Annotated in this window: 18 protein-coding genes; 9 read left to right on the top strand and 9 right to left on the bottom strand. The window is 63.8% G+C overall.

Features of this window, described 5'->3' with window-relative positions:
- Window positions 1–141: 141 nt before the first annotated feature.
- The gene (locus GSQ89_RS12810) at window positions 142–789 is read right to left on the bottom strand and encodes a glutathione S-transferase (protein WP_158925674.1); all 648 of its coding nucleotides are present in this window, start codon (window positions 787–789) and stop codon (window positions 142–144) included.
- An 84-nt stretch (window positions 790–873) separates the two neighbouring features.
- On the opposite strand from GSQ89_RS12810, the gene GSQ89_RS12805 reads away from it, so the two are divergent.
- Complete coding sequence (locus GSQ89_RS12805; RefSeq protein ID WP_254073188.1) at window positions 874–1,449, top strand: TetR/AcrR family transcriptional regulator; 576 nt, start codon at window positions 874–876, stop codon at window positions 1,447–1,449.
- Window positions 1,450–1,452: 3 nt separating this feature from the next.
- Here the strand turns inward: GSQ89_RS12805 and GSQ89_RS12800 are convergent, their stop codons facing one another.
- A complete protein-coding gene (locus tag GSQ89_RS12800) occupies window positions 1,453–3,111 on the bottom strand; it encodes a copper resistance D family protein (RefSeq protein ID WP_158925672.1) in 1,659 nt (552 codons plus the stop codon).
- 3 nt (window positions 3,112–3,114) lie between these two features.
- Complete coding sequence (locus tag GSQ89_RS12795; protein WP_216856140.1) at window positions 3,115–3,528, bottom strand: copper resistance CopC family protein; 414 nt, start codon at window positions 3,526–3,528, stop codon at window positions 3,115–3,117.
- 57 nt (window positions 3,529–3,585) lie between these two features.
- On the opposite strand from GSQ89_RS12795, the gene GSQ89_RS12790 reads away from it, so the two are divergent.
- Window positions 3,586–4,056: a thioesterase family protein gene (locus GSQ89_RS12790; protein WP_158925670.1), complete on the top strand. Its 471-nt coding sequence runs from the start codon at window positions 3,586–3,588 to the stop codon at window positions 4,054–4,056.
- On the opposite strand, the gene GSQ89_RS12785 is transcribed toward GSQ89_RS12790, so the two are convergent.
- From GSQ89_RS12785 to GSQ89_RS12775, 3 genes are all read right to left on the bottom strand, one after another.
- Window positions 4,010–4,867 (bottom strand): alpha/beta fold hydrolase, encoded by an 858-nt coding sequence (locus GSQ89_RS12785; protein ID WP_158925668.1) that lies wholly within the window; start codon window positions 4,865–4,867, stop codon window positions 4,010–4,012. The two genes, GSQ89_RS12790 and GSQ89_RS12785, sit on opposite strands and share 47 nt — an antisense overlap.
- Window positions 4,868–5,074: 207 nt before the next feature.
- Window positions 5,075–6,292, bottom strand: coding sequence for an ABC transporter substrate-binding protein (locus GSQ89_RS12780; protein ID WP_216856139.1), 1,218 nt, complete (start codon window positions 6,290–6,292; stop codon window positions 5,075–5,077).
- Between the two features lie 157 nt (window positions 6,293–6,449).
- Window positions 6,450–7,337 carry an alpha/beta fold hydrolase gene (locus GSQ89_RS12775; protein WP_158925664.1) on the bottom strand — a complete coding sequence of 296 codons (888 nt, stop codon included), beginning with the start codon at window positions 7,335–7,337 and terminating at the stop codon, window positions 6,450–6,452.
- 357 nt (window positions 7,338–7,694) lie between these two features.
- On the opposite strand from GSQ89_RS12775, the gene GSQ89_RS12770 reads away from it, so the two are divergent.
- Window positions 7,695–8,609 carry an SDR family NAD(P)-dependent oxidoreductase gene (locus tag GSQ89_RS12770; protein ID WP_158925662.1) on the top strand — a complete coding sequence of 305 codons (915 nt, stop codon included), beginning with the start codon at window positions 7,695–7,697 and terminating at the stop codon, window positions 8,607–8,609.
- Window positions 8,610–8,864: 255 nt separating this feature from the next.
- On the opposite strand, the gene GSQ89_RS12765 is transcribed toward GSQ89_RS12770, so the two are convergent.
- Complete coding sequence (locus GSQ89_RS12765; RefSeq protein WP_158925660.1) at window positions 8,865–9,707, bottom strand: sugar phosphate isomerase/epimerase; 843 nt, start codon at window positions 9,705–9,707, stop codon at window positions 8,865–8,867.
- Between the two features lie 303 nt (window positions 9,708–10,010).
- Between GSQ89_RS12765 and GSQ89_RS12760 the strand changes: the two genes are divergently transcribed.
- Genes GSQ89_RS12760 through GSQ89_RS12745 form a run of 4 tightly spaced genes read left to right on the top strand, consistent with a single transcriptional unit; the run spans window position 10,011 to window position 14,903 of the window.
- Complete coding sequence (locus tag GSQ89_RS12760; RefSeq protein WP_158925658.1) at window positions 10,011–11,255, top strand: branched-chain amino acid ABC transporter substrate-binding protein; 1,245 nt, start codon at window positions 10,011–10,013, stop codon at window positions 11,253–11,255.
- 3 nt (window positions 11,256–11,258) lie between these two features.
- The gene (locus tag GSQ89_RS12755; protein ID WP_158925656.1) at window positions 11,259–12,188 is read left to right on the top strand and encodes a branched-chain amino acid ABC transporter permease; all 930 of its coding nucleotides are present in this window, start codon (window positions 11,259–11,261) and stop codon (window positions 12,186–12,188) included.
- Window positions 12,189–12,196: 8 nt separating this feature from the next.
- Window positions 12,197–14,185 (top strand): ABC transporter permease subunit, encoded by a 1,989-nt coding sequence (locus tag GSQ89_RS12750; RefSeq protein ID WP_158925654.1) that lies wholly within the window; start codon window positions 12,197–12,199, stop codon window positions 14,183–14,185.
- Window positions 14,178–14,903 (top strand): ABC transporter ATP-binding protein, encoded by a 726-nt coding sequence (locus tag GSQ89_RS12745; protein WP_158925652.1) that lies wholly within the window; start codon window positions 14,178–14,180, stop codon window positions 14,901–14,903. Before GSQ89_RS12750 ends, GSQ89_RS12745 begins: the two co-directional genes overlap by 8 nt.
- 11 nt (window positions 14,904–14,914) lie before the next feature.
- Here the strand turns inward: GSQ89_RS12745 and GSQ89_RS12740 are convergent, their stop codons facing one another.
- Together GSQ89_RS12740 and GSQ89_RS12735 are read right to left on the bottom strand one after the other, a co-directional pair.
- Complete coding sequence (locus GSQ89_RS12740) at window positions 14,915–16,255, bottom strand: MFS transporter (protein ID WP_158925650.1); 1,341 nt, start codon at window positions 16,253–16,255, stop codon at window positions 14,915–14,917.
- A gap of 64 nt (window positions 16,256–16,319) precedes the next feature.
- Window positions 16,320–17,189, bottom strand: a complete 870-nt coding sequence (locus GSQ89_RS12735) for a phytanoyl-CoA dioxygenase family protein (protein ID WP_158925648.1) — start codon at window positions 17,187–17,189, stop codon at window positions 16,320–16,322.
- 99 nt (window positions 17,190–17,288) lie between these two features.
- Here GSQ89_RS12735 and GSQ89_RS12730 point away from each other — a divergent pair, with 99 nt between their 5' ends.
- On the top strand, window positions 17,289–18,278 hold the full coding sequence (locus GSQ89_RS12730; RefSeq protein ID WP_158925646.1) for a LacI family DNA-binding transcriptional regulator: 990 nt from the start codon (window positions 17,289–17,291) through the stop codon (window positions 18,276–18,278).
- A 93-nt stretch (window positions 18,279–18,371) separates the two neighbouring features.
- Window positions 18,372–19,308, top strand: a 937-nt coding sequence (locus GSQ89_RS12725; RefSeq protein ID WP_158925644.1) for an ABC transporter substrate-binding protein, incomplete at its 3' end; no start/stop codon positions are given.

The following is a 19,308-nucleotide window of genomic DNA, read 5'->3' as shown; positions in this document are numbered from 1 at the left end:
TCCCGTCGGTCGTGCTGCCCCGCCGGTACCGTTGCGCCCCCGTCATGGCGGGCGAAGGCCCGCCATCCACGCCTTCGTTTCGCGCCAGGAAAGGCGTGGATGCTGACCTTCGTCAGCATGACGGATGGACAGACAACGACCTCAAACAGACGGCTCCGACATCGTCACCCTGTGCTTCACGCTTGGCCGCTCCTGCATCCTCGCGTACCAAGCCAGAAGCGCCTCGCATTCGGCAGGCACCGGCACCTTCACCAGACCGGCAAAGATCAGCCCGCCGATGACCGTGATATCAGCCATCGAGAAAGTCTCACCGGCAACGAACGGCTGCCCCCTCAGAACCGAATCGAAGTAGCGCATACCGCGCACAGCTTTGTCGCGCTGACGCAGCCCCCATTCGGCGTTCTGGTAAATCTCGACATCCGGTCCGAGCCCCGGCGTGGCATGGTGGAAATAAACACTGATGGCGTCGAGCAACTCCAACTCGGCGCGCTTGCTCATCATGTGGATCAGACCCTTTTCGCGCGGTGTCCGACCGGTCAGCGTAGGCGTGCCATCAAGCGCGTCGAGATATTCGGTAATGGCAGTGCATTCGGCAATAAAGGTCCCATCGTCGAGTTCCAGCACCGGCAACGTGCCCGAGTAGTTCTTGGCCAGAAACGCCGGCGTCTTGTGCTCGCCTTTGTAGAGATTGACCGTCTCAAACCGAACCCGCGACGCCAGGTTCTTCTCCGCCAAAGCGATACGCACACGGGCCGGATAAGGCCCGGTGGACCAATCGTAAATCTTCATGTCACATTTCTACCTGCCAGTTGGTAGACAATCCATACGGCTTCCAATTGCCGCGGTCAACGTCTATCTACCACTTGATAGGCAATGGACATCAAAATGAGTTCCACCTCCAAGGAAGCCATCCTCGCGGCGGCTAAACGAACGGCACAGGCGCATGGCTACAACGGCTTGAACTTCCGCGATCTCGCGGACGAAGTCGGCATCAAGGCCGCCAGCATCTACTACCACTTCCCCAGCAAGGCCGATCTCGGCACAGCGGTGGCACGTCGCTATTGGGAGGACACGGCCGCAGCCCTCGAAGCCATGTCGGCCGAAACCCCCGACCCGATCCGTTGCCTGCGCCGATATCCCGACGTGTTCCGCAGAGCGCTCGAAAAAGACAACCGCATGTGCCTCTGCAGCATCATGGCCGCCGAATACGACGACCTGCCGGACCCGGTAAAGCGAGAGGTCCAGACCTTCGCGGACATCAACGTAGCGTGGCTGAGCAAGCTCCTATCCGCCGCCTCAGTGGTCGCCCCCGAAGACAGCGAACCCAGGGGGCGCGCCATCTTCGCCGCCATAGCCGGCGCGCAACTGATCGCGAGAAGCCGCTCCGACGTCTCGCTCTACGACGCCCTGATCGACAGCTATCGTACGGCGGGCCTGCTGCCCGCGTAAGCGCTACGCCTCCCGATACCCCAGCAACAGCAGGCCGCAGAACAGGATGCACATCGGCCAGACCCAACTGGCGATCTGCCACGCGACCGGATTGTCCCGCGGGTTCAGTCTAATCTCCAGCCACCGCGCCCATCCCGCGGCGATCCCGGCCAGCGCCAGCGGCGTATGGGTCAGCTCGATCAACAACTGATCTTTCACATTGGCGATCGCGTGGCTGTGGGTCAGCAACATCGTGCCGCCGGCCGCGCACAGCAGCGGAAACACCAGCACCGCATACCGGTTGACCCGAGCCGCCGTGCGAACCCGCCACTCGAAGAACGCGAACACGACGATCAGCAGCACGAAAAACCGATGCTGCACCACCTCCACATCGCGAAAACTGTCCAGGAAGCCGATATCGCCCATCGGCCACGTTTCCGGGTCGGAACGGAAGAACAGAAACACCGCCAGCCCCAGGAACGCCAACGGCCAATGCCGAGCCCAACGCACCCCCGCTCGGTTCAGCAGCGCCAGCAGCCCGACCAACCCGACGATCAGGCCCGCCCAGTGGTGGTTGTATTCCGACCACGCGATGTCGGCCGCATTGCGCGGCGGCAACTCGCCCGACCCCGGCACGAACGCCACCTGAGGCTTCGCCTTCGTCGCCACCGCCTCCTGATCCAACTTCTCCTGCAACGCCGGCAGCGCCAACGTGTCGTGGTCAGGGCTGCTCAGACGCGGCCATTCAGGGATGTTGCGCTCCACGATCTCGTGCCAACTCACACGGTCCTGCGTCAGGTCCACCGCGGGCGGAACCGAGGTCAGCGACGCGGCAGCAAAAAAGATCGCAATGCCGATGCCGAATTCGACTTCGGCGAATCGCCGCAAGCGGTTGATGGACGTCAGCGGGTTGGTCCGCAGCCGCTCCACCAGCAGGAAGTTCATGCCGCCCAGCCCCAGCAGCATCAGGAACATGGCGATCTTGGCCCCGACCATCACGCCGAAGGCGGTGCCATAGAAGCCCTGCCAACTACCGATATACAGCAGGCTCATGGTGATGCCGCTGACCAGGATGCAGGCGACGCCCGCCATCGACATGCGGGAAAACCGAGACCCAACCTCGCGGAACGTGATGCCGTCACGGACTCGCGCCAGGGTCAGCAGGAAGCACGGGATGCCGCCGATCCAGATCGCCGCCCCCAGTTGGTGCAGCCCTTCCACCGCCAGCAGCCAGCCCCGATTGTCCAACCGAGCGGCCGCATGCGTCGTCAGGGTCGCGGCCGCCAGTTCGATGGCCGTCAACGCCAGCAGCGGCAACGCGGGCACCTGCCCCTTCAGACGCAGCAGCAGGCCAGCCATCGTCACCGCGGCGGCGGTCTTCACGATGCCGGCCACGGCGAACTGCGCGTGCAGCACGTCCAGCACGGTCAGGTCGACCGTATCCACCAGCACGGCGGTCTGCAGCGCCACCGTCGCCGCCTCAGCCAGTAGCAAACCCAACGCGGCATAGCCGGCAATGCGAGCCGTGCCGTCGGCGATCCCCGTCCGCCCCAGCCGTGGGGCCAGTGGGCGGGCCAGCAGCACCAGGAACAGCACGCCGCCCAGCGCCATCGACTGCGACAAGATCGTCAGGCCGTGAACGACGATCGACAGGTAGCCGAACAGATCGACCAGCAGATCCATCGGTCAGGGCGCCGTCACGGTGATCGGCACATCGCCACGGGTGATATGGCCGTCTACCGCCAGCACCTGCCACCGGACGATATAGGCGCCGGGGGTCAGCGTCAGATGAGCGCTCAGGATGTCGGGCGGACCGTCGGCGTCGATCGGGATCGTGTCCTTGGCATGATCCGGCCGGATCAGCGTCAGCCTCGACCGTCCCTGGTCGATCCGGCTGTTGTAGCGCAGCCGCAGATCGAGCGGCCCCGCCTTCACCGAGGCCCCGGCCGGCGGCGTGCTTTCCTCCAGGATCGCGTGCGCTTGGGCGATCGCCGGCAGCAGCAGGGCGGCCAGCAGGGTCAGCGTCTTCAGGCGATACGGCACGGCCATCCCTTCAATCGGCAGGCGCGGCGTGTAGCGCCTGGCACGCAGCCTGTCCAATGAACCGACGGTCAGCTAAGGGAGACACCAGTTACTCCACGCAGGACGCACGACACGATGAGCCGCCAACCGCCCGGGAAACGCGCCGATTATCGCTGGTTCCATGCCATCACCACGCGGTGGATGGACAACGACGTGTTTCAGCACGTGAACAACGTCAACTACTTCTCCTATTTCGACACCGCCGTCACCTATTATGAAATGACGGAGAAGGTCGTCGGCCTGCTGGACGGCCCGGTGCATTGCGTGGTGGCCGAGGTGGCCTGCCGCTATCACGCCTCGCTGGCGTTTCCGGACCGGGTGAACGTCGGCATCCGGGTCGCCTCGATCGGCCGCAGTTCCGTCCGCTACGAAATCGGCATTTTTCGCAACGACGACGACACCGCCGCGGCCGAGGGCCATTTTGTCCACGTGTTCGTGGAACGCGGCGTGCAGAAACCGGTACCGATCCCGCCGGAGTCCCGCGCCAAGCTGACGCTGCTCACGATATCGGGTGGCGCGCCAGATGCGCCAGCATCAGCGCATTAACCTGATCCGGCACCTGGTCGGCGGCATAGTGGCCGACGCCCGATAACGCCGCGAACTGATAGGGCGCGGCGATGAATTCGGCGGTGCCCTCCGCCGCCGGGCGCCCCACTGTGTCGTCGGCGTCGCCCCAGATGAACAGCGTGGGCACTTTGGTCGGACCCACGGGTTCATGGCGCACACCCCGAGCCCGGTACCATGCCAGAGCCGCCTCCATCGCGGCGGGGTTGCCGATGACCGACAGATGCCGCTCGATCGCCTCCGGCGGAACCCCGTTGGCCTTCAGCCGCGTGCGCAGCCATTTGACGTCGTCGGCCAGGATGTCCGGCCCGGCCTGCGGTTCGAGAAAGCGGCTATGATGCCCCGACCGGCGCTTCTGCTCACCGTCCGGCATCGCCAGCGCCGCGAGGAACGCCCGCGGATGCGGCCGCGACAGCATCGTCAGCGAGGCCAGCCGTTCGGGAAAGCGATCCGCGACCTCCCACGACAAACTCCCGCCCCAATCGTGGCCGGCCAAATGGAAGCGATCGCGCCCAAACGCGCCCGCGATGGCCATGGCGTCGGCAATGAGAAGATCGATGTGATAACGCGGGAAATCCGCCGGGTCAGGCCGAGCGCCGGCGGCATAACCGCGCTGGTTGGGCGCGACGGTTCGGTAGCCGGCATCCGCCAGAGCCTCGACCTGCGCGTTCCAGTAAAACCGAGACACGCCGAAGCCGTGCAGCATCAACACCAGCGGCCCATCCACCGGCCCGGCAACCGAAACATCGAACACCAGCCCAGGCTCGGTTTGTATGTTTTGCGTATCGAACATCGGGACCCTCCGTGACCGGGCCCCGAACGGCCCATCTCATCCGCCCCGATCTTGCCAGCACGGCACGAACCGCGCCAGACCGGACGGCACCGAGGCGCCGTCCGGCCAGGCACTCTCCCCGTCATAGCCGGCACGGTGCCAGCCCTCGCCGCGGCAAGGCTGCGGATAACGGTCCTCAGCCCGTCACCACGGATCGCCGCCCGCCCGTTAAACGTTCGCGCCCTCAATCATGTCACCGAAGCGCACCCAGGTCTTGCCATCCCATTTCTGGAACTGCATCGCCTTGATCGGCCGATGGTCGGTCAGGCTGGTGCCGATCTTGATCCCCGGCAGCAGGATCGGGTTGGTGTTGTCACGCAGGTTCTGCGCCTCCTTCATCACGTTCGCCCGCGAGAAATCGCCTTTGCACTGCTTCAACACCTGCAGCATCGTCGTGCTGATCCCATACGCGAACACGGTGGACGCATCGGTCGTGTCGCCATCCGGCAAGTATTTGGCCATGAACGCCCGCCACGTCTTCATATCCGGGTCATTTGTCCAGGACGGATCGGTCGGGTCCTTCAGATATTGTGTGCTGAGCATGCCGACAGCCTTCTCCGGCCCGGCCGGCTGCATCACCGTGCCCACCGAGATCGACACGTTGGTCATGAAGAAAGTCGGCTTCCATTGCAGGTCGTAGACCTTGCGGATCGACTGCGCGGCGAACTTGGGAATTCCCGCGAACAGGAACACGTTGGCGCCGGACCCTTGCAGTTCGGCGATCTGCGAATCGATCTTCGTATCGGTTGTCTCGTAACTGACCGATTTCACCACGATCTTATCCCAGTCATCCCCCAGGATATCCCTCACCCCAGCCGGATAATCCTTACCGAAATCGTCATTCTGAAACAGAATACCCATCTTCGGGTTCTTGACGTTCGCCTGCATGTATTTGGCGTAGATCTGCGCCTCGGTCCGGTAGTTGGGCTGCCAGCCCATCGTCCACGGATATTTCTTGTAATCGCTCCACTTGCTGGCACCGGACCCCACGAACAACTGCGGAATCTTCTTGTGGTTCATGTATTCCGCGATCGCCGAGTTGCAGGGCGTGCCGAGGGTCTGGAAGGTAAAGGCGACCTCATCCTGCTCGACCAGGCGGCGGATCTGTTCCACCGTCTTCGGTGGACTGTAGCCGTCATCGAGTGAGATGAAGTCGATCTTGTGGCCGTCCACGCCACCCTGGTCGTTGATCATCTTGAAGAAGGCGCTCTCGGTCCGGCCGATCACGCTGTAGGAAGACGCCGGCCCGCTATACGGCATCGTGTTGCCGATCTTGAGCGACGTCGCGGTAACGCCCGGCATGTCAGCGGCGCGAGCGCCGGTGGTCAGCAGGGATCCCGCCGCGGCGGCGACCCCCGTGGTCAGGATAGTCCGTCGATTGATCACGATTTGTTCTCCCAGGGTGCTATTATAGCTTTTGTTTTGCGCCGACCCTGGGCCGTGGCCCGAAGACCAGCAGCGCCATGATGTAGCAAACAGCGTGCTCTCGCGCATTACGAATGCGTAAGAGCACGCCTGGGAGAACGGTTTTGTGTGCGACCGGCTACCGAGCTTCGCCGAAGAACCGCAGGAACCAGTCCAGCACCTGTTCGGGGGCTTCCTCGTTGACGTAGTGGCCGCTGGGCAGCGCCTCGCCACGCACGTCCTCCGCCCGCTGGCGCCACAGGCCCAGCGGATCGGCGAAGCGCTTGCCGACGCTGCTGGAGGCACCCCACAGCGCCAGGATGGGCATCGCCAGCTTGCGGTGCAGATCGGCCGTATCCAGCTCACAGTCGATCGTCGCCGCCGCCCGGTAGTCGCCGCAGGACCCGGCGATGGTCTTGGCATTGAAGCAACGGACGTATTCGGACCAGATCTCCGGCGGGATGTGGCTAAGGTCCTTGGTCAGCTTCAGCAGCTTCTTGCGCATGAACCAGTCGGGGTCCACGGCATTGAAGAACATCTCCGGGAAGCCCTGCGGCTGCGCCATGAACGGCCAGTGCCAGCCGCTGATCGCCGCGTCCTTGTCCATCGCCGCCCACATGTCGAGCGTGGGCACGATGTCGATGATCGCCGCCTTCAGCACCTTGTCGGGATGGTCGAGGCACATGCGATGCGTGGTGCGTCCACCCCGGTCGTGCCCCGCGACATAGAACTTGTCGTGCCCGAGCGCCTTCATCACCTCCACCTGGTCCTGCGCCATGGCTCGGAATGAGTAGTTGGACGAGTCGGGGAGTTCGGCTGGGGCGGAACTGTCGCCATAGCCGCGCAGGTCGGCGGCGACGACATGGAAATGTTCGGCCAGGCGCGGGGCGACCTTGTGCCAGGCGACATGGGTCAGCGGGTTGCCGTGCAGCAGCAGCAGGCCCGGGCCTTTGCCGCCATGGCGCAGGCGGATGGTGGCACCGGAGGTCTGAATGTCGGTCAGTGTGAAGCCGGGGAGGATGGTCATGGGGTGTCCTGGGCGGTTGGTGGTTGGGGACCAGCCTATGCCATTCGCCCTGGGTGCGCCAATCGAGGGGCGGCGTCCGAAGGAGAAAACGGCCTAATCAATCGTCAATTTCCCGATCATCACAACCCAAGCTGAACGCGGACGACACGAACTCGGGCCACCCGCAAACAGAGTGCATGAAAGCTGTACCCCGAAGCCCCGCATCAGACGGCCTGGAGTCCCGTCGCTCGCCCGAAGATCGCCTGCGCGATCAACCCCAAACGCGCGCACTCAGCCGTCGACCGGCGAAACCACAACCGGGTTCACAACCGTGTTGGACCCGCCTAGGTTCGCCGCCGTCACATCAAGGAGGAAATGATGCCAGGCATGATGGAAGGTAAAGTCGCGGTCGTGACCGGGGCGGGCGGCGGGATCGGGCGGGAAATCGCCCTGATGATGGCGGCCGCGGGCGCCAAGGTCATCGTCGCCGATATCGGCGCGTCGCTGACCGGTGAGGGCGGGTCCGCCAGCCCGGCGCAGCAAACCAAGCAGTTGATCGAGCAGAAAGGCGGCGTCGCCGAGATCTGCACGGAATCGGTCGCCGCCTGGGGTTCGGCGCAGAAGATTGTCCAGGCCGCGTTGGACCATTTCGGCCGGATCGACGCCGTGGTGAACAATGCGGGCATCCTGCGCGACGTGATCTTCCACAAGATGACCGAAGACGACTGGCTGTCCGTCATCGCCGTCCACCTGAACGGCAGCTTCTTCGTCTCCCGCGCCGCCGCCGAACACTACCGCAAGCAGGAAAGCGGCACGTTCGTGCATATGAGCAGCACGTCCGGTCTGATCGGCAATTTCGGCCAGGCAAACTACTCGGCTGCCAAGCTTGGCATGACCGCGTTGTCAAAATCGATCGCGCTGGACATGCAGCGCTACAACGTCCGCTCCAACTGCATCGCCCCGTTCGCCTGGAGCCGGATGACCAGCTCCATCCCCGCGACCACGCCGGAGCAACAGGCACGGGTGGCAAAAATCCAGCAGATGACACCGGACAAAAATGCACCGATGGCGGTTTTCCTCTCGTCGGATGCGGCGAAGCACGTGACCGGCCAGGTGTTCGGCTGCCGGATGAATGAGATGATCCTGTTCAGTTCGCCGCGCCCCATCCGCATCGTGCACAGCGCGGAAGGCTGGACCCCGGAGACGATCGCCGAACGCGCCATTCCGGCAATGAAAGCAGCATTCATGCCGCTGGACCGCTCGGGTGAGGTGTTTGGCTGGGATCCCGTCTGACATTTCCAGACGACGCGGTGTGATGTCGCCCCACGGTTTGTGGGGTGACATCAAATCCGCATCGCCGCGTAGCGACGTGAAACGATCCGTTTCCTCCGCACTCTACGACACCCGGGCAGCATGTGCCGCCTATACCTGACTCCGGGCAGTCGTTACAGCGGACTACTCATCCACAGTGTTTACACGACCCCATATTCTCCCAAGCCGTCATCAAACCCTCAGCACAAGCCCGACCTGTCCGATCCCTTCCAAACCCTAATCCTCCCGGGCGATCCGATCCCACAACCCGCGGATCATGTCTTTCATGACCAGCGCCTCATCCCACCGCTCCGTCAGTTCGTACCCGTCCGCGCCGGTGATCGCGTAGGTCGGAGGTCCGAGTTCGCACAGAAACGTCAGCACGGCGTCAGGCCCTGCCCGCTTTCGCCACGACCGGATGCCATATTCCCACCAGCCCATGAACAGCGACACCCAGCCCTGATGCTGCGGAAATCCGAGCTGCACCTGAACCTGCTCCCGGCTGGCGACCCGCCCGTGCAGCGCCCATGTATTATCCAGCAGCCGATGGATGTGTGCGTGGTTTACCTCATCCACCGGCCAGGCAAATTCCCGTCCAACCACGTAGTGCGACAAATCGGCGGTCAGGCGCAGGTCCGGAAAGCACGCCAGCAGCCGCAGGGTGAAATGCAGATCGGTGGTCATGCGGTCGCGATGGGTCTCGATGTTCACCGCCACGCCGGCCTCATCGGCCAGCCGCCGCCATCCCTCCAGCAGCGGCACGCAGTCGGAAATCCGCATCGGCCGCACGTCGGGTTGCAGGTTGACGTGATCCGCCCCCAGTTCCCGCACAAGGTCCAAGACCGGCCGCAGGTCGTCGACCGTCTTCGGGTAGCATTGGGCCTGCCAGATCATGCCGTGATCCCGCATGAACCGTGTGACCGTCCGGGCAAACGCCGGATCAACGAAACGGACGCCGACGCCGTCATAGCCGGCATCCCGGATCATCCGAAGCTGGGTATCCAGCAGCCACTCCGCCCCATCCGGCCGGCGCCGCTCCATTGCCCAAAGGGACTGCAGGATGCGGAGTTGCTGTGCCATCTAATGCCCTCACCGCTTCAGGGGTGAATCGCCCCCCAACGGGGGCAGACTGGCGTCATGAATCGCCGGTGGTCCAGGGCCGAGGCGCAACAGGTGCCACAATCTTCGGCAGTGTGCTTTTTTGGAAGCCATTCCGGCCATCCGGATTGCCCCTCCCGATCTCTGTGAATGTTGATTTCATTGCCTGAATGGCCGGTTTCGGCGGACTTTTATCGATACCGACCCGCACTGGCCCACCCCTTGCTTTATCTTCCAGTTTGATTGCTTGATTGCATGGGAGCCATGCAGAATAAGGAGGCTATCATGATCAATCGTCCAATAACCCGCCGGGCGGCCGTCGGGATCGCCGCCGGCGTGGCGGCCACCGCCGGATTGGGTATTCGTCCCCTTTGGGCCGAGGACAAATCCGTCACCGTAGGGCTGGATTTCTCACTGACCGGCGCCGACGCCGAATCCGCCAAGCGAATGGAAAACGGCGCGATCATGGCGTTCGACGAAGCCAATGCGAAGGGCGGCGTCAACGGTTACAAGGTCGTCGTCACACCGTATGACGACGGAACCGCGACCGCCGGGCAGTACGATCCGGCACAGGCGGCGACCAATGCGCGCAAGATGGTGTCCAACAAGGCAACGGTAGCGGCAATCGGCCCGCAAATGAGCGGGGCCGGCAAGGCCATGGCGCCGATCCTCAGCGAGGGCAACCTTGCCATCATCACACCAAGCTCGACGAACCCGGACATTACGAATCCGAAGTTCGCGGCACAGTACAAGCCGGAAGGCAAGGCGATCTATTTCCGCACCGTCGCCACCGACGCGTACCAGGGCCCGTACATGGCCAATTATTACGCCGACGTGCTGCACGTGAAGACCGTGTACCTTCTCGACGACAGCGGCGCCTATGGCGTCGGGCTGGCGGATGCGTTCCAGGGGCAGGCCGAGAAGAAAGGCATTAAGATTGTCGGCCGCGACCGGTTGGACCCGAAGGCCGCCGACTACACGACCGTGCTGACCAAGATCAAGTCGCTGAACCCGGACGCCATCTACTACGGTGGGGTGCTGCAAGCCGGGGTGAAGCTGGCCAAGCAGTCCTATGACATCGTGCCGAAGATGATCAAAGGCGGTGGCGACGGGGTGTATGGGCCGGAGATGCTGACCGGCGTGGCCTATCCCGCCAACCAAGGCTGGTACGCGACCGTTGCCTCTCCGCACGTCACCGAGGAGGCGAAAATGACGCAATGGGTGAAGGCGTACAAGGCAAAATTCAACGTCGATCCGGACGATTACGCGGTGACGGCGTTCGACGCGGCGACGGTCATTCTCGCCGCGATCAAGGCGACCAGCGAGGGCGGGAAGGAGCCGACGCGCGCTGCGGTCCGCGATGCGATCCAGGCGGTGAAAGTCAACACCTTGCAGGGTCCGGTTTCGTTCGACGCCAACGGCGACCTGCAGGACAAGACGATCAGCGTCTTCCAGATCAGGCAGGACAAGGACATCACGCCGGAGGATATGAGAAACTACCACTATATCGGCGCGGCGCCGTCGGCCTGACGCATGACGTTCAGCGATCTGCTGCTGCAGCAGACGATCAACGGACTGAGCCTGGGGGCGATGTATGCATTGCTCGCCCTCGGGTTCACCCTGGTCTATGGCATTTTGGAGTTGATAAACTTCGCCCACTTCAACGTCTTCATGGTCGGCAGCTTCATCGGCATGTGGACGTTGCAGCTTATGGGCATCAACGGTCAGGCGGTGGTCATGACCGGACTGCCGCTGATCGGCGTCATGCTGGTGGCGTTGTTCGTCACCATGCTGCTGTCCGGCGGTCTGGGCGTGGTGATCGAGCGGCTGTCTCTGCGGCCCCTGCGCAACGTCAAGGGGCCGGCGGCGATGATCACCACGATCGGTGTATCCTACATCCTGTTCAACATCATCCTACTGACGGTGGGGGCGGATTCGAAGAATTATCCGAATCCGCTGCCGCCAATCCAATGGGCATTGGGCGATGCCGTGCTGCGCCTGCGGGAAGTGCTGATCTGGGTCATTTCGGTGCTGCTGATGCTGGGGCTGCACGTGTTTGTCCAACGGTCCAAGATGGGCAAGGCGATGCGGGCCACCGCGCAGGACCCCGAGGCGGCGCGCATGATGGGCGTCGAGGTCGACCGGGTCATCATCATCGCCTTCTTCCTCGGATCGGCGCTAGCCGGAGCGGGCGGCCTGATCTTCGGCCTGTATTACAATTTCACCAGCTTCATCATCGGCTTCACCGCGGGTCTGCGGGCGTTCACAGCCGCCGTTCTCGGCGGGATCGGCAATGTTCCGGGTGCGATGCTCGGTGGAGTCATCATCGGATTGGTAGAATCCATGGGAGGCCAGTTCATTGCCACGGAGTGGACCGACGTGATCATTTTCTCGATCCTCGTGCTGGTGCTGGTGTTTCGTCCTTCCGGCCTGATGGGCCGGGTCGCACCGAATAAATCCTGATGGCGGCGATGACCGATCTGTTCACAAGGGTCCCGCTGGCACGCCGCCAGCAGATCCTGACATTACTGGTCGCGGTGGCGGCTATCGCGTTCCCGTTGATCCACGACAACGACGCCGACGTCGACTCCGCGGCCAACGCGGCGGCCTACGCAACCCTGGCGCTGGGGCTGAATATCGTCGTCGGGTTCGCCGGGCTGCTCGACCTCGGCTACGCCGCGTTCTTCGCCATCGGGGCTTACGCATACGGCATCCTGACCTCGTTCCAGGTGATGCCGCATTGGGGACCGTTCTGGCAGCCGTTCGCCTGGCTGGAACTGGTGCAGCGCGTGCCGAATCCAGGCGGCGACCTGGTACACTTCACCGTCTCGTTCTGGATCATGCTGCCGGTCTCGGCCCTGATCGCCGCAGGCTTCGGCGTACTGTTCGGCGCGCCGACATTGCGTCTGCGCGGCGATTATCTGGCCATCGTGACGCTTGGATTCGGTGAGATCGTGCCGATCGTGGTGCGCAACGTCGACTCGGTGACCAATGGGGCGGCAGGGCTGAACGGAGTCCAGGCCCCCCGGCTGCTGGGACACAGTTTCGGGATCGCGGCGTGGCCATATTACTACGTCGCCATCGCCTTGGTGGCGCTGTTGATGTTCGTCAGTGTCCGTCTGCGGGACAGCCGGATCGGACGAGCCTGGATGGCGATACGAGAAGATGAGACGGCGGCGGCGGCGATGGGGGTGGATCGCACGCGCACCAAGCTGCTGGCCTTCGCTATCGGCGCGGCGTTCGCCGGCGCGACCGGAACGTTCTACGTCGCCAAGCTGCAAACCGCGACGCCGGAGATGTTCGGCTTTCCTGTCTCGGTCATGATCCTGGTGATGGTGGTGTTTGGCGGCATGGGCAGCGTGTGGGGCGTGGTGCTGGGCGCCGTGTTCCTGCAACTGCTGCAATCGTGGTTCCTGGAGGACATTTCCGGCTGGATCCACGACCTGGGCAACTTGATCCATCAGCCGTGGATGTTGCGGATCGATCTGACCGAATCGATCGAGCTGATATTCGGGCTGATCCTGGTGTTCATGATGCTGTATCGCCGGGACGGGCTGATTCCCGCCACGCGCAAGCAGTCGGCGTTAAGCTTCGAGCAGCAGCATGCCGAGGTTCGCCGTGGCGGCTTCACCGCTTTGGCCGGCCTGGGCGAATTCGCCCGCGAAGGTCATACCGGGTTGGAGGTGAAGGGGGTCACCGTCCGGTACGGCGGGCTGGTGGCGCTGAACGCGGTTGACCTGACGGTACCGGCGGGCGGTGTGGTCGCGGTGATCGGACCGAACGGGTCGGGCAAATCGACGCTGTTCAATGTCATTACCGGATTGACGGAAAACGACGGCGGGGTGATCCGTTTCGACGGCAAGGATCTGCTGGGGCTGCCGCCACACCAGATCCTGCGCGAAGGCGTGGCGCGCACGTTCCAGAACATCCGACTGTTCACCAATCTTTCGGTCCTGGATAACGTGCTGATCGGTCAGCACGCTCGTTTAAAAACCGGTCCGATCGCGGCGGTGTTCCGGCCGCCCGGTACAAGGCGGGAGGAGGTGGCGGCACGCGTCTGGGCCACCGAAATCCTGGGGTTGTTCGGCAACCGGCTGCTGCCTCGGGCGACACAGACGGTTGGTCATCTGTCCTATGCCAACCGACGGCGGGTGGAGATCGCTCGCGCGCTGGCGTCCCGGCCAAAGATCCTGCTGCTGGATGAGCCGACGGCGGGCATGAACCCGGCGGAGACGATGGAGCTGGCCGAACAGATAAAAAGCCTCCACGCGCTGGGTCTGACCATCCTGCTGATCGAGCACAAGCTGGATGTCGTGACCCGGCTCGCGGACAAGGTCGTCGTGCTGGACCACGGCGAGAAAATCGCCGAAGGCACGCCCGACGAGGTCCGCAAGAACGAGGCGGTGCTGGAAGCCTATCTGGGCCGTGGCACCCTGGCGAAGGGTACGGTCGATGCCTGAGTTGCTGCGGTTTCAGGACGTGAATACCCACTATGGCGACCTGCACGTGCTGAAGGATGTCAACTACACGATCGGCCAGGGTGAGATCGTTTCACTGCTGGGTGGGAATGCCTGCGGCAAATCGACCACGATGAAGACCATCATGGGCGTGGTCCGGCCGACCACGGGATCGGTGATCTTCGACGGCGTGGCGATCGAGACCATGTCGACAGCAGAACGGGTGAAACGCGGCATCGCGCCGGTGCTGGAGGCCAGGCGGCTGTTTCCCCGCATGACCGTGTACGAAAACCTGGAGATGGGGGCTTACACACGCAAGCGCGGTCCTGACTTCAATCAGGACCTTGAGCGCGTCTATTCGTTGTTTCCCCGGGTAAAGGAACGTCTCAATCAGGTTTCGGGCACATTATCCGGCGGCGAGCAGCAAATGGTCGCCATCGGCCGAGCACTGATGGCTCGGCCACGACTGATCTGTATGGACGAACCGTCCATGGGTCTGTCACCACTTTTTGTGGAGCAGGTGTTCGAGATCATCCAGGAAATCAACCGGCAAGGCATGACGATCTTCATGGTCGAGCAGAACGCGAACATGGCGTTGTCGATCGCCCATCGGGCCTATGTGTTGCAGACCGGCAAGGTGGTGCTGTCCGGATCGGCCGCGGAGTTGCGGCGCGACCCGTCGATCCGCGAGGCATATCTAGGCGAATTGCAGGTCACCTGATCGATTGAGACTTACGCCCTCGCCGACAGGGTCGCCCCGGTATCCGGGGCAACCACCCCGATATCCACGGACGCGATGTCGTCTTTATAGGTCTCCGGTCCGCACCAGACCGCGAAAGCAGTGATGCCGGACAACACGACAATGTAGCAGGCCACCGGCCACCACGCCCCGCCGGCCCAGGCAACCAGCGCAGTCGCCAGGAACGGCGCCGGGCCACCTGCCAGCAACGATCCAAGTTCCCGCGCGAACGCGAACCCGGCGAAGCGTCGTTGCGGCGGAAACAACTCCGCAAAATACGCCGCCTGAGGCCCGAACATCCCCGCAACCACGACGGCCTGCGCCAGGATGAAGGCCAATGTGACGACGGCCCATTCGCGCGTGCCGACCATCCAGAAGAACGGAAAGGCCAGCACGACACCAGCCAAGGCACCGAACATGTAGACCGGCCGGCGCCCGACCCGGTCGGACACCGCAGCCCAACCGACGATCCCGACCAACTGCACCACAAATGAAACCATCAGGGCGCTCAAGGCCTCACTGCGTGGCATCCCCAGCATGGTCGTGACGTACGTCAGCCCGAACACCGGGAACAGATATCCAAGCCCATTCTCCGCCATCCTGGCACCCAGGACGACGAAGAAGCTGCGTGTGTTCAGGCGCAGCGCCGCCATGGCTGGATTGGCCTCTCGAAGCTGTCGCCGCTCCACCGCTTCCTTGAATACCGGGGTTTCCATCACCCGGAACCGGACATAGACACCAATGGCGATCAGGATCGCGCTGGCCAGGAACGGCAACCGCCAGCCCCAGGCCATGAACGCGTCATGCGGCAACATCGTCGCCAGTGCGAAGGCCGCCGCGGCAAGCAGGTTGCCCACCGAAACGCCCATCGGTGCGAAACTGCCCCAGAAGCCGCGCCGGCCAGGCGGTGCGTACTCCACCAGAAGGATGACCGCGCCGCCATACTCGGCCCCCGCGCCCAGGCCTTGCAGCGCGCGCAGCGCAACCAGCAGGATCGGCGCCCATGCACCCGCGACGGCATAGGTCGGCAGCACGCCGATGAGCGTGGTGCCCCCGCCAATCATCAGCAGGGTTATCACCAGCACCGGCTTGCGGCCGAACCGGTCGCCCATGATGCCGAAGAAGATGCCGCCCAGCGGCCGCAGGACGAACCCAACCCCAAACGTCAGGAATGACAGCAGAGTCCCGACCAGCGGATCGCTTTTCGGAAAGAACAGCGGCCCGAAGACCAGCGCAGCAGCCGTGCCGTACAGGAAGAAATCATACCATTCCAGCGCCGATCCGACGCAGGCAGCGAGAACCACCCGAGCGGGTACGCGTCCCGATGTCGTCATTGTCGTTTCCTTCCCCAGGCAGTCTCGCTGGGCAGGTTTTCCCGCCCGCTTAAGCAATCAACTCTCAGGCGGCTCGGCCGAAATACGACTTCGTTGCGCCAAGTTGCGTCTCGTAAATCGACCCCAGCCGCGATGCGGGTGGCAGTGGCATGCGCACGGGCACATCGGCCAGCCGAGGCGTCACCACCGGCGGTCCGGCCAGCAGCCGACTATTGAATTCGTCGAAATCCTTCACCCCCATCAGCGGCCATGCGTCGCTCGCCGCAACCTCGTACAGCAGCAGGTTGCGCGACCGGTTCGACGTGTTCAGCGCCGACCCATGCAGCGCGCGCACATGGTGGAACGACATGCTGCCGGCGGTACCCATGCACGGGATCGCCCGATCGATCTCCGAACGGATGATTTCGGGGTCGATCAGTCCGCAGAAACGGCCGTCCTCGCCGTGGTGGTTCCACACCGGGCCGGTGTGCGTCCCTGGAGTCACCAGCATCGGGCCATTGGACAAATCGGTGTCGTCCAGCAGCACGCCGATCGCCAGGATATCGTCGTTGGTATGTGGATAGAATGCCCAATCCTGATGCCATTCCACCGGCGATCCGTACTGCGCCGCCTTGATGTTCAGTTTCGAGCCATGCAGCCGCAGACCGGGACCAATCAGCTTTGTCAGGATGTCGATCACGGGCTGCCCGCGCACGATCTCATCGAACAATCCATGCACCTTGTGTGGCGCCTTGATCCGCCGCACCCGCGGCATCGCCTGCGTGTGGCTCGGTTCCAGATCATAGACATCGTTGTGTTCGGACACCTGCGCCGCCCCGGCCACGAGTTCCGCCACCACGCGACGCATTTCGCCAACCGTCGCGGCATCCAGCACATCCGGCACCACGATCACGCCATCCCGGCGATAGGTGGCGACATCTTGCTCCGACAGCATCCTGAATCGTCCTTCCGCGTTGTTGGTGCCAAATGATAGCGCTGTCATTCCTCCAAACGCAACCCCTTGCGTCGCGATGCGTGATAAGAAAGCGTCCGCATGGATGAATCGGCCCCGCCTTCGCCCGAGACCGACGAACCGCCCACCCTGGCGCAGGTGGCGGCGTACGCCGGCGTGTCCCCCATCACCGTCAGCCGCGTCGTCCGCCTGCCCGCCCTGGTCGCGGTGCCGACGCGGCAGCGTGTCGAGGCCGCGATGCTCGCCCTTGGCTACGTGCCAAACCTCGTGGCCGGATCGTTGGCCTCCGCGCGTACCCGTTCGGTGGGCGTGCTGGTCCCGACCGTGGCGAACGCGATCTTCGCCGATACCATCCAAGGCATCTCCGACGCGCTGGAGCCGCTGGGCTACGCGGTGTTCCTCGCGCAATCCCGCTACGACCCGGACCGCGAGGACAAGATGCTGGCCGCGCTGCTGGCAAGGCGGCCGGAGGCACTGATCATGGTCGGCTCACCCGCGACCGCCGCCGGCGCCCGGATGTTGCGGCGCGCTCGGATTCCGGTGGTGGAGACGTGGGACCTGCCCGACGATCCGATCGATGCCGTGGCCGGGTTCGACAATACGAAGGCCGGGGCTGTGGTCGCCCGGCATTTCGCCGCGTCCGGGCGGCGGCTTCTGGGATTTCTCGGTGGCGACGACCCACGGGCAACGCGGCGGTGGCTCGGCTTTCAGCGTGTCGCGCTGGAGGCCGGCCTGGATGCGCCGCTACGGGTGGTGCACGCGCGCAATGCCGGCGCGGGTGTGGCGGCCGCGGACGGAATGCGAGGCCTCGACGCGGTGTTCGTGGCCAACGATGCGCTGGCGATCGGTCTGCTGTCCGGGTTGCGCCACATGGGACGGCGCGTGCCGGACGACGTTGCCGTGATCGGCCTGGGCGACCTGGAAACCGGCCGCCTGATCAACCCGGCGCTCAGCACTGTCCGCATCGACGGGGAAACGATCGGACGAACCGCCGCCGGACTGACCATCTCGCGGGATGGACCCAGGCGGGTGGACCTGGGATTCGAATTGCTGACGCGGGAAACCGGATAAACCGGCCTGGGCCGCGTCCGGCACCGCCGTGCTGGCCTTGACCCCGGCTGGCGGCCCGCATATGGCTCCCCGCAACCGGATGAGGAAACGTCGATGCGGCATCTCTTGCGCTATGGAATCGGGGCACTTGCAGCCATGCTGGCGGTGACGGGTGCCCGAGCGGATACCATCCGTTTCGGTGCCATCCTGCCGCTGACCGGCCCCGGTGCGATGATCGGCACGGAGCAGATGCGCGGCATCCAGTTCGCGGTGGACAAGGCCAACGCCGCCGGCGGCGTGCACGGCAACAAGGTCGAGGTCCTGTTCGAGGACAACCAGGCGAAACCCGACCAGTCGATTCTAAGCTTCAACAAGCTGGCGGACTTGCAGCATGTGCCGATGATCTTCACCGCCTATTCCGGCCCGTCGCTGGCGATGGCACCGCTGGCAACGCGCAAGAAGATCCTTCTGGTCAATGCTGGCGCGCAGGCCGACAAGTTGGCGACCGCGTCGCCATACCTGGTCAATACGCTCCCGACGATCGGGGATGAGGTCAAGGTCATCTCCAAATACCTGATCAGCGAGGGCCAGAAGCAGGGCGCCATCCTGTTCGAGAACGACGCCGCCGGCATCGCCGGACGGGACGATTTCGTGAAATATTTCCCCGAGGCCGGCGGCACGATCCTGTCGCAGGAGCCGGCTCAGTTTGGGCAGACCGACTATCGGCCCTCCCTGCTGAAACTGGCCGCCGCCAAGCCCCAGGTGATGCTGGTTTCCATCACCGCCGGATTGCTGCAAATGGCGCAGCAATACAAGCAGCTTGGCCTGCACTTCACCGTCGCCGGAACGACGTTCTTCGCTGATCCGGCAACAATCGCCGATCCGTCGTCGGAGGGTTTTGTCCATACCCAGGTGCGGATCGACGCGCCGCCCGAGTTGGAGGCCGAGTTCAAGGCGAAGTATGGCGCGAACATGGAATTCTTCGTCCGGCAGTACTACAACGCGACCCAGATCGTGCTGACGGTTGCCGACAAGCTGCTGTCCGAGGGCA

It is taken from the genome of Acidisphaera sp. S103 (genome assembly GCF_009765975.1).
Taxonomy (GTDB): domain Bacteria; phylum Pseudomonadota; class Alphaproteobacteria; order Acetobacterales; family Acetobacteraceae; genus Rhodopila.
The sequence above is the reverse complement of the archived record's forward strand: the minus strand, read 5'-3'. Positions and strand labels throughout refer to the sequence as shown.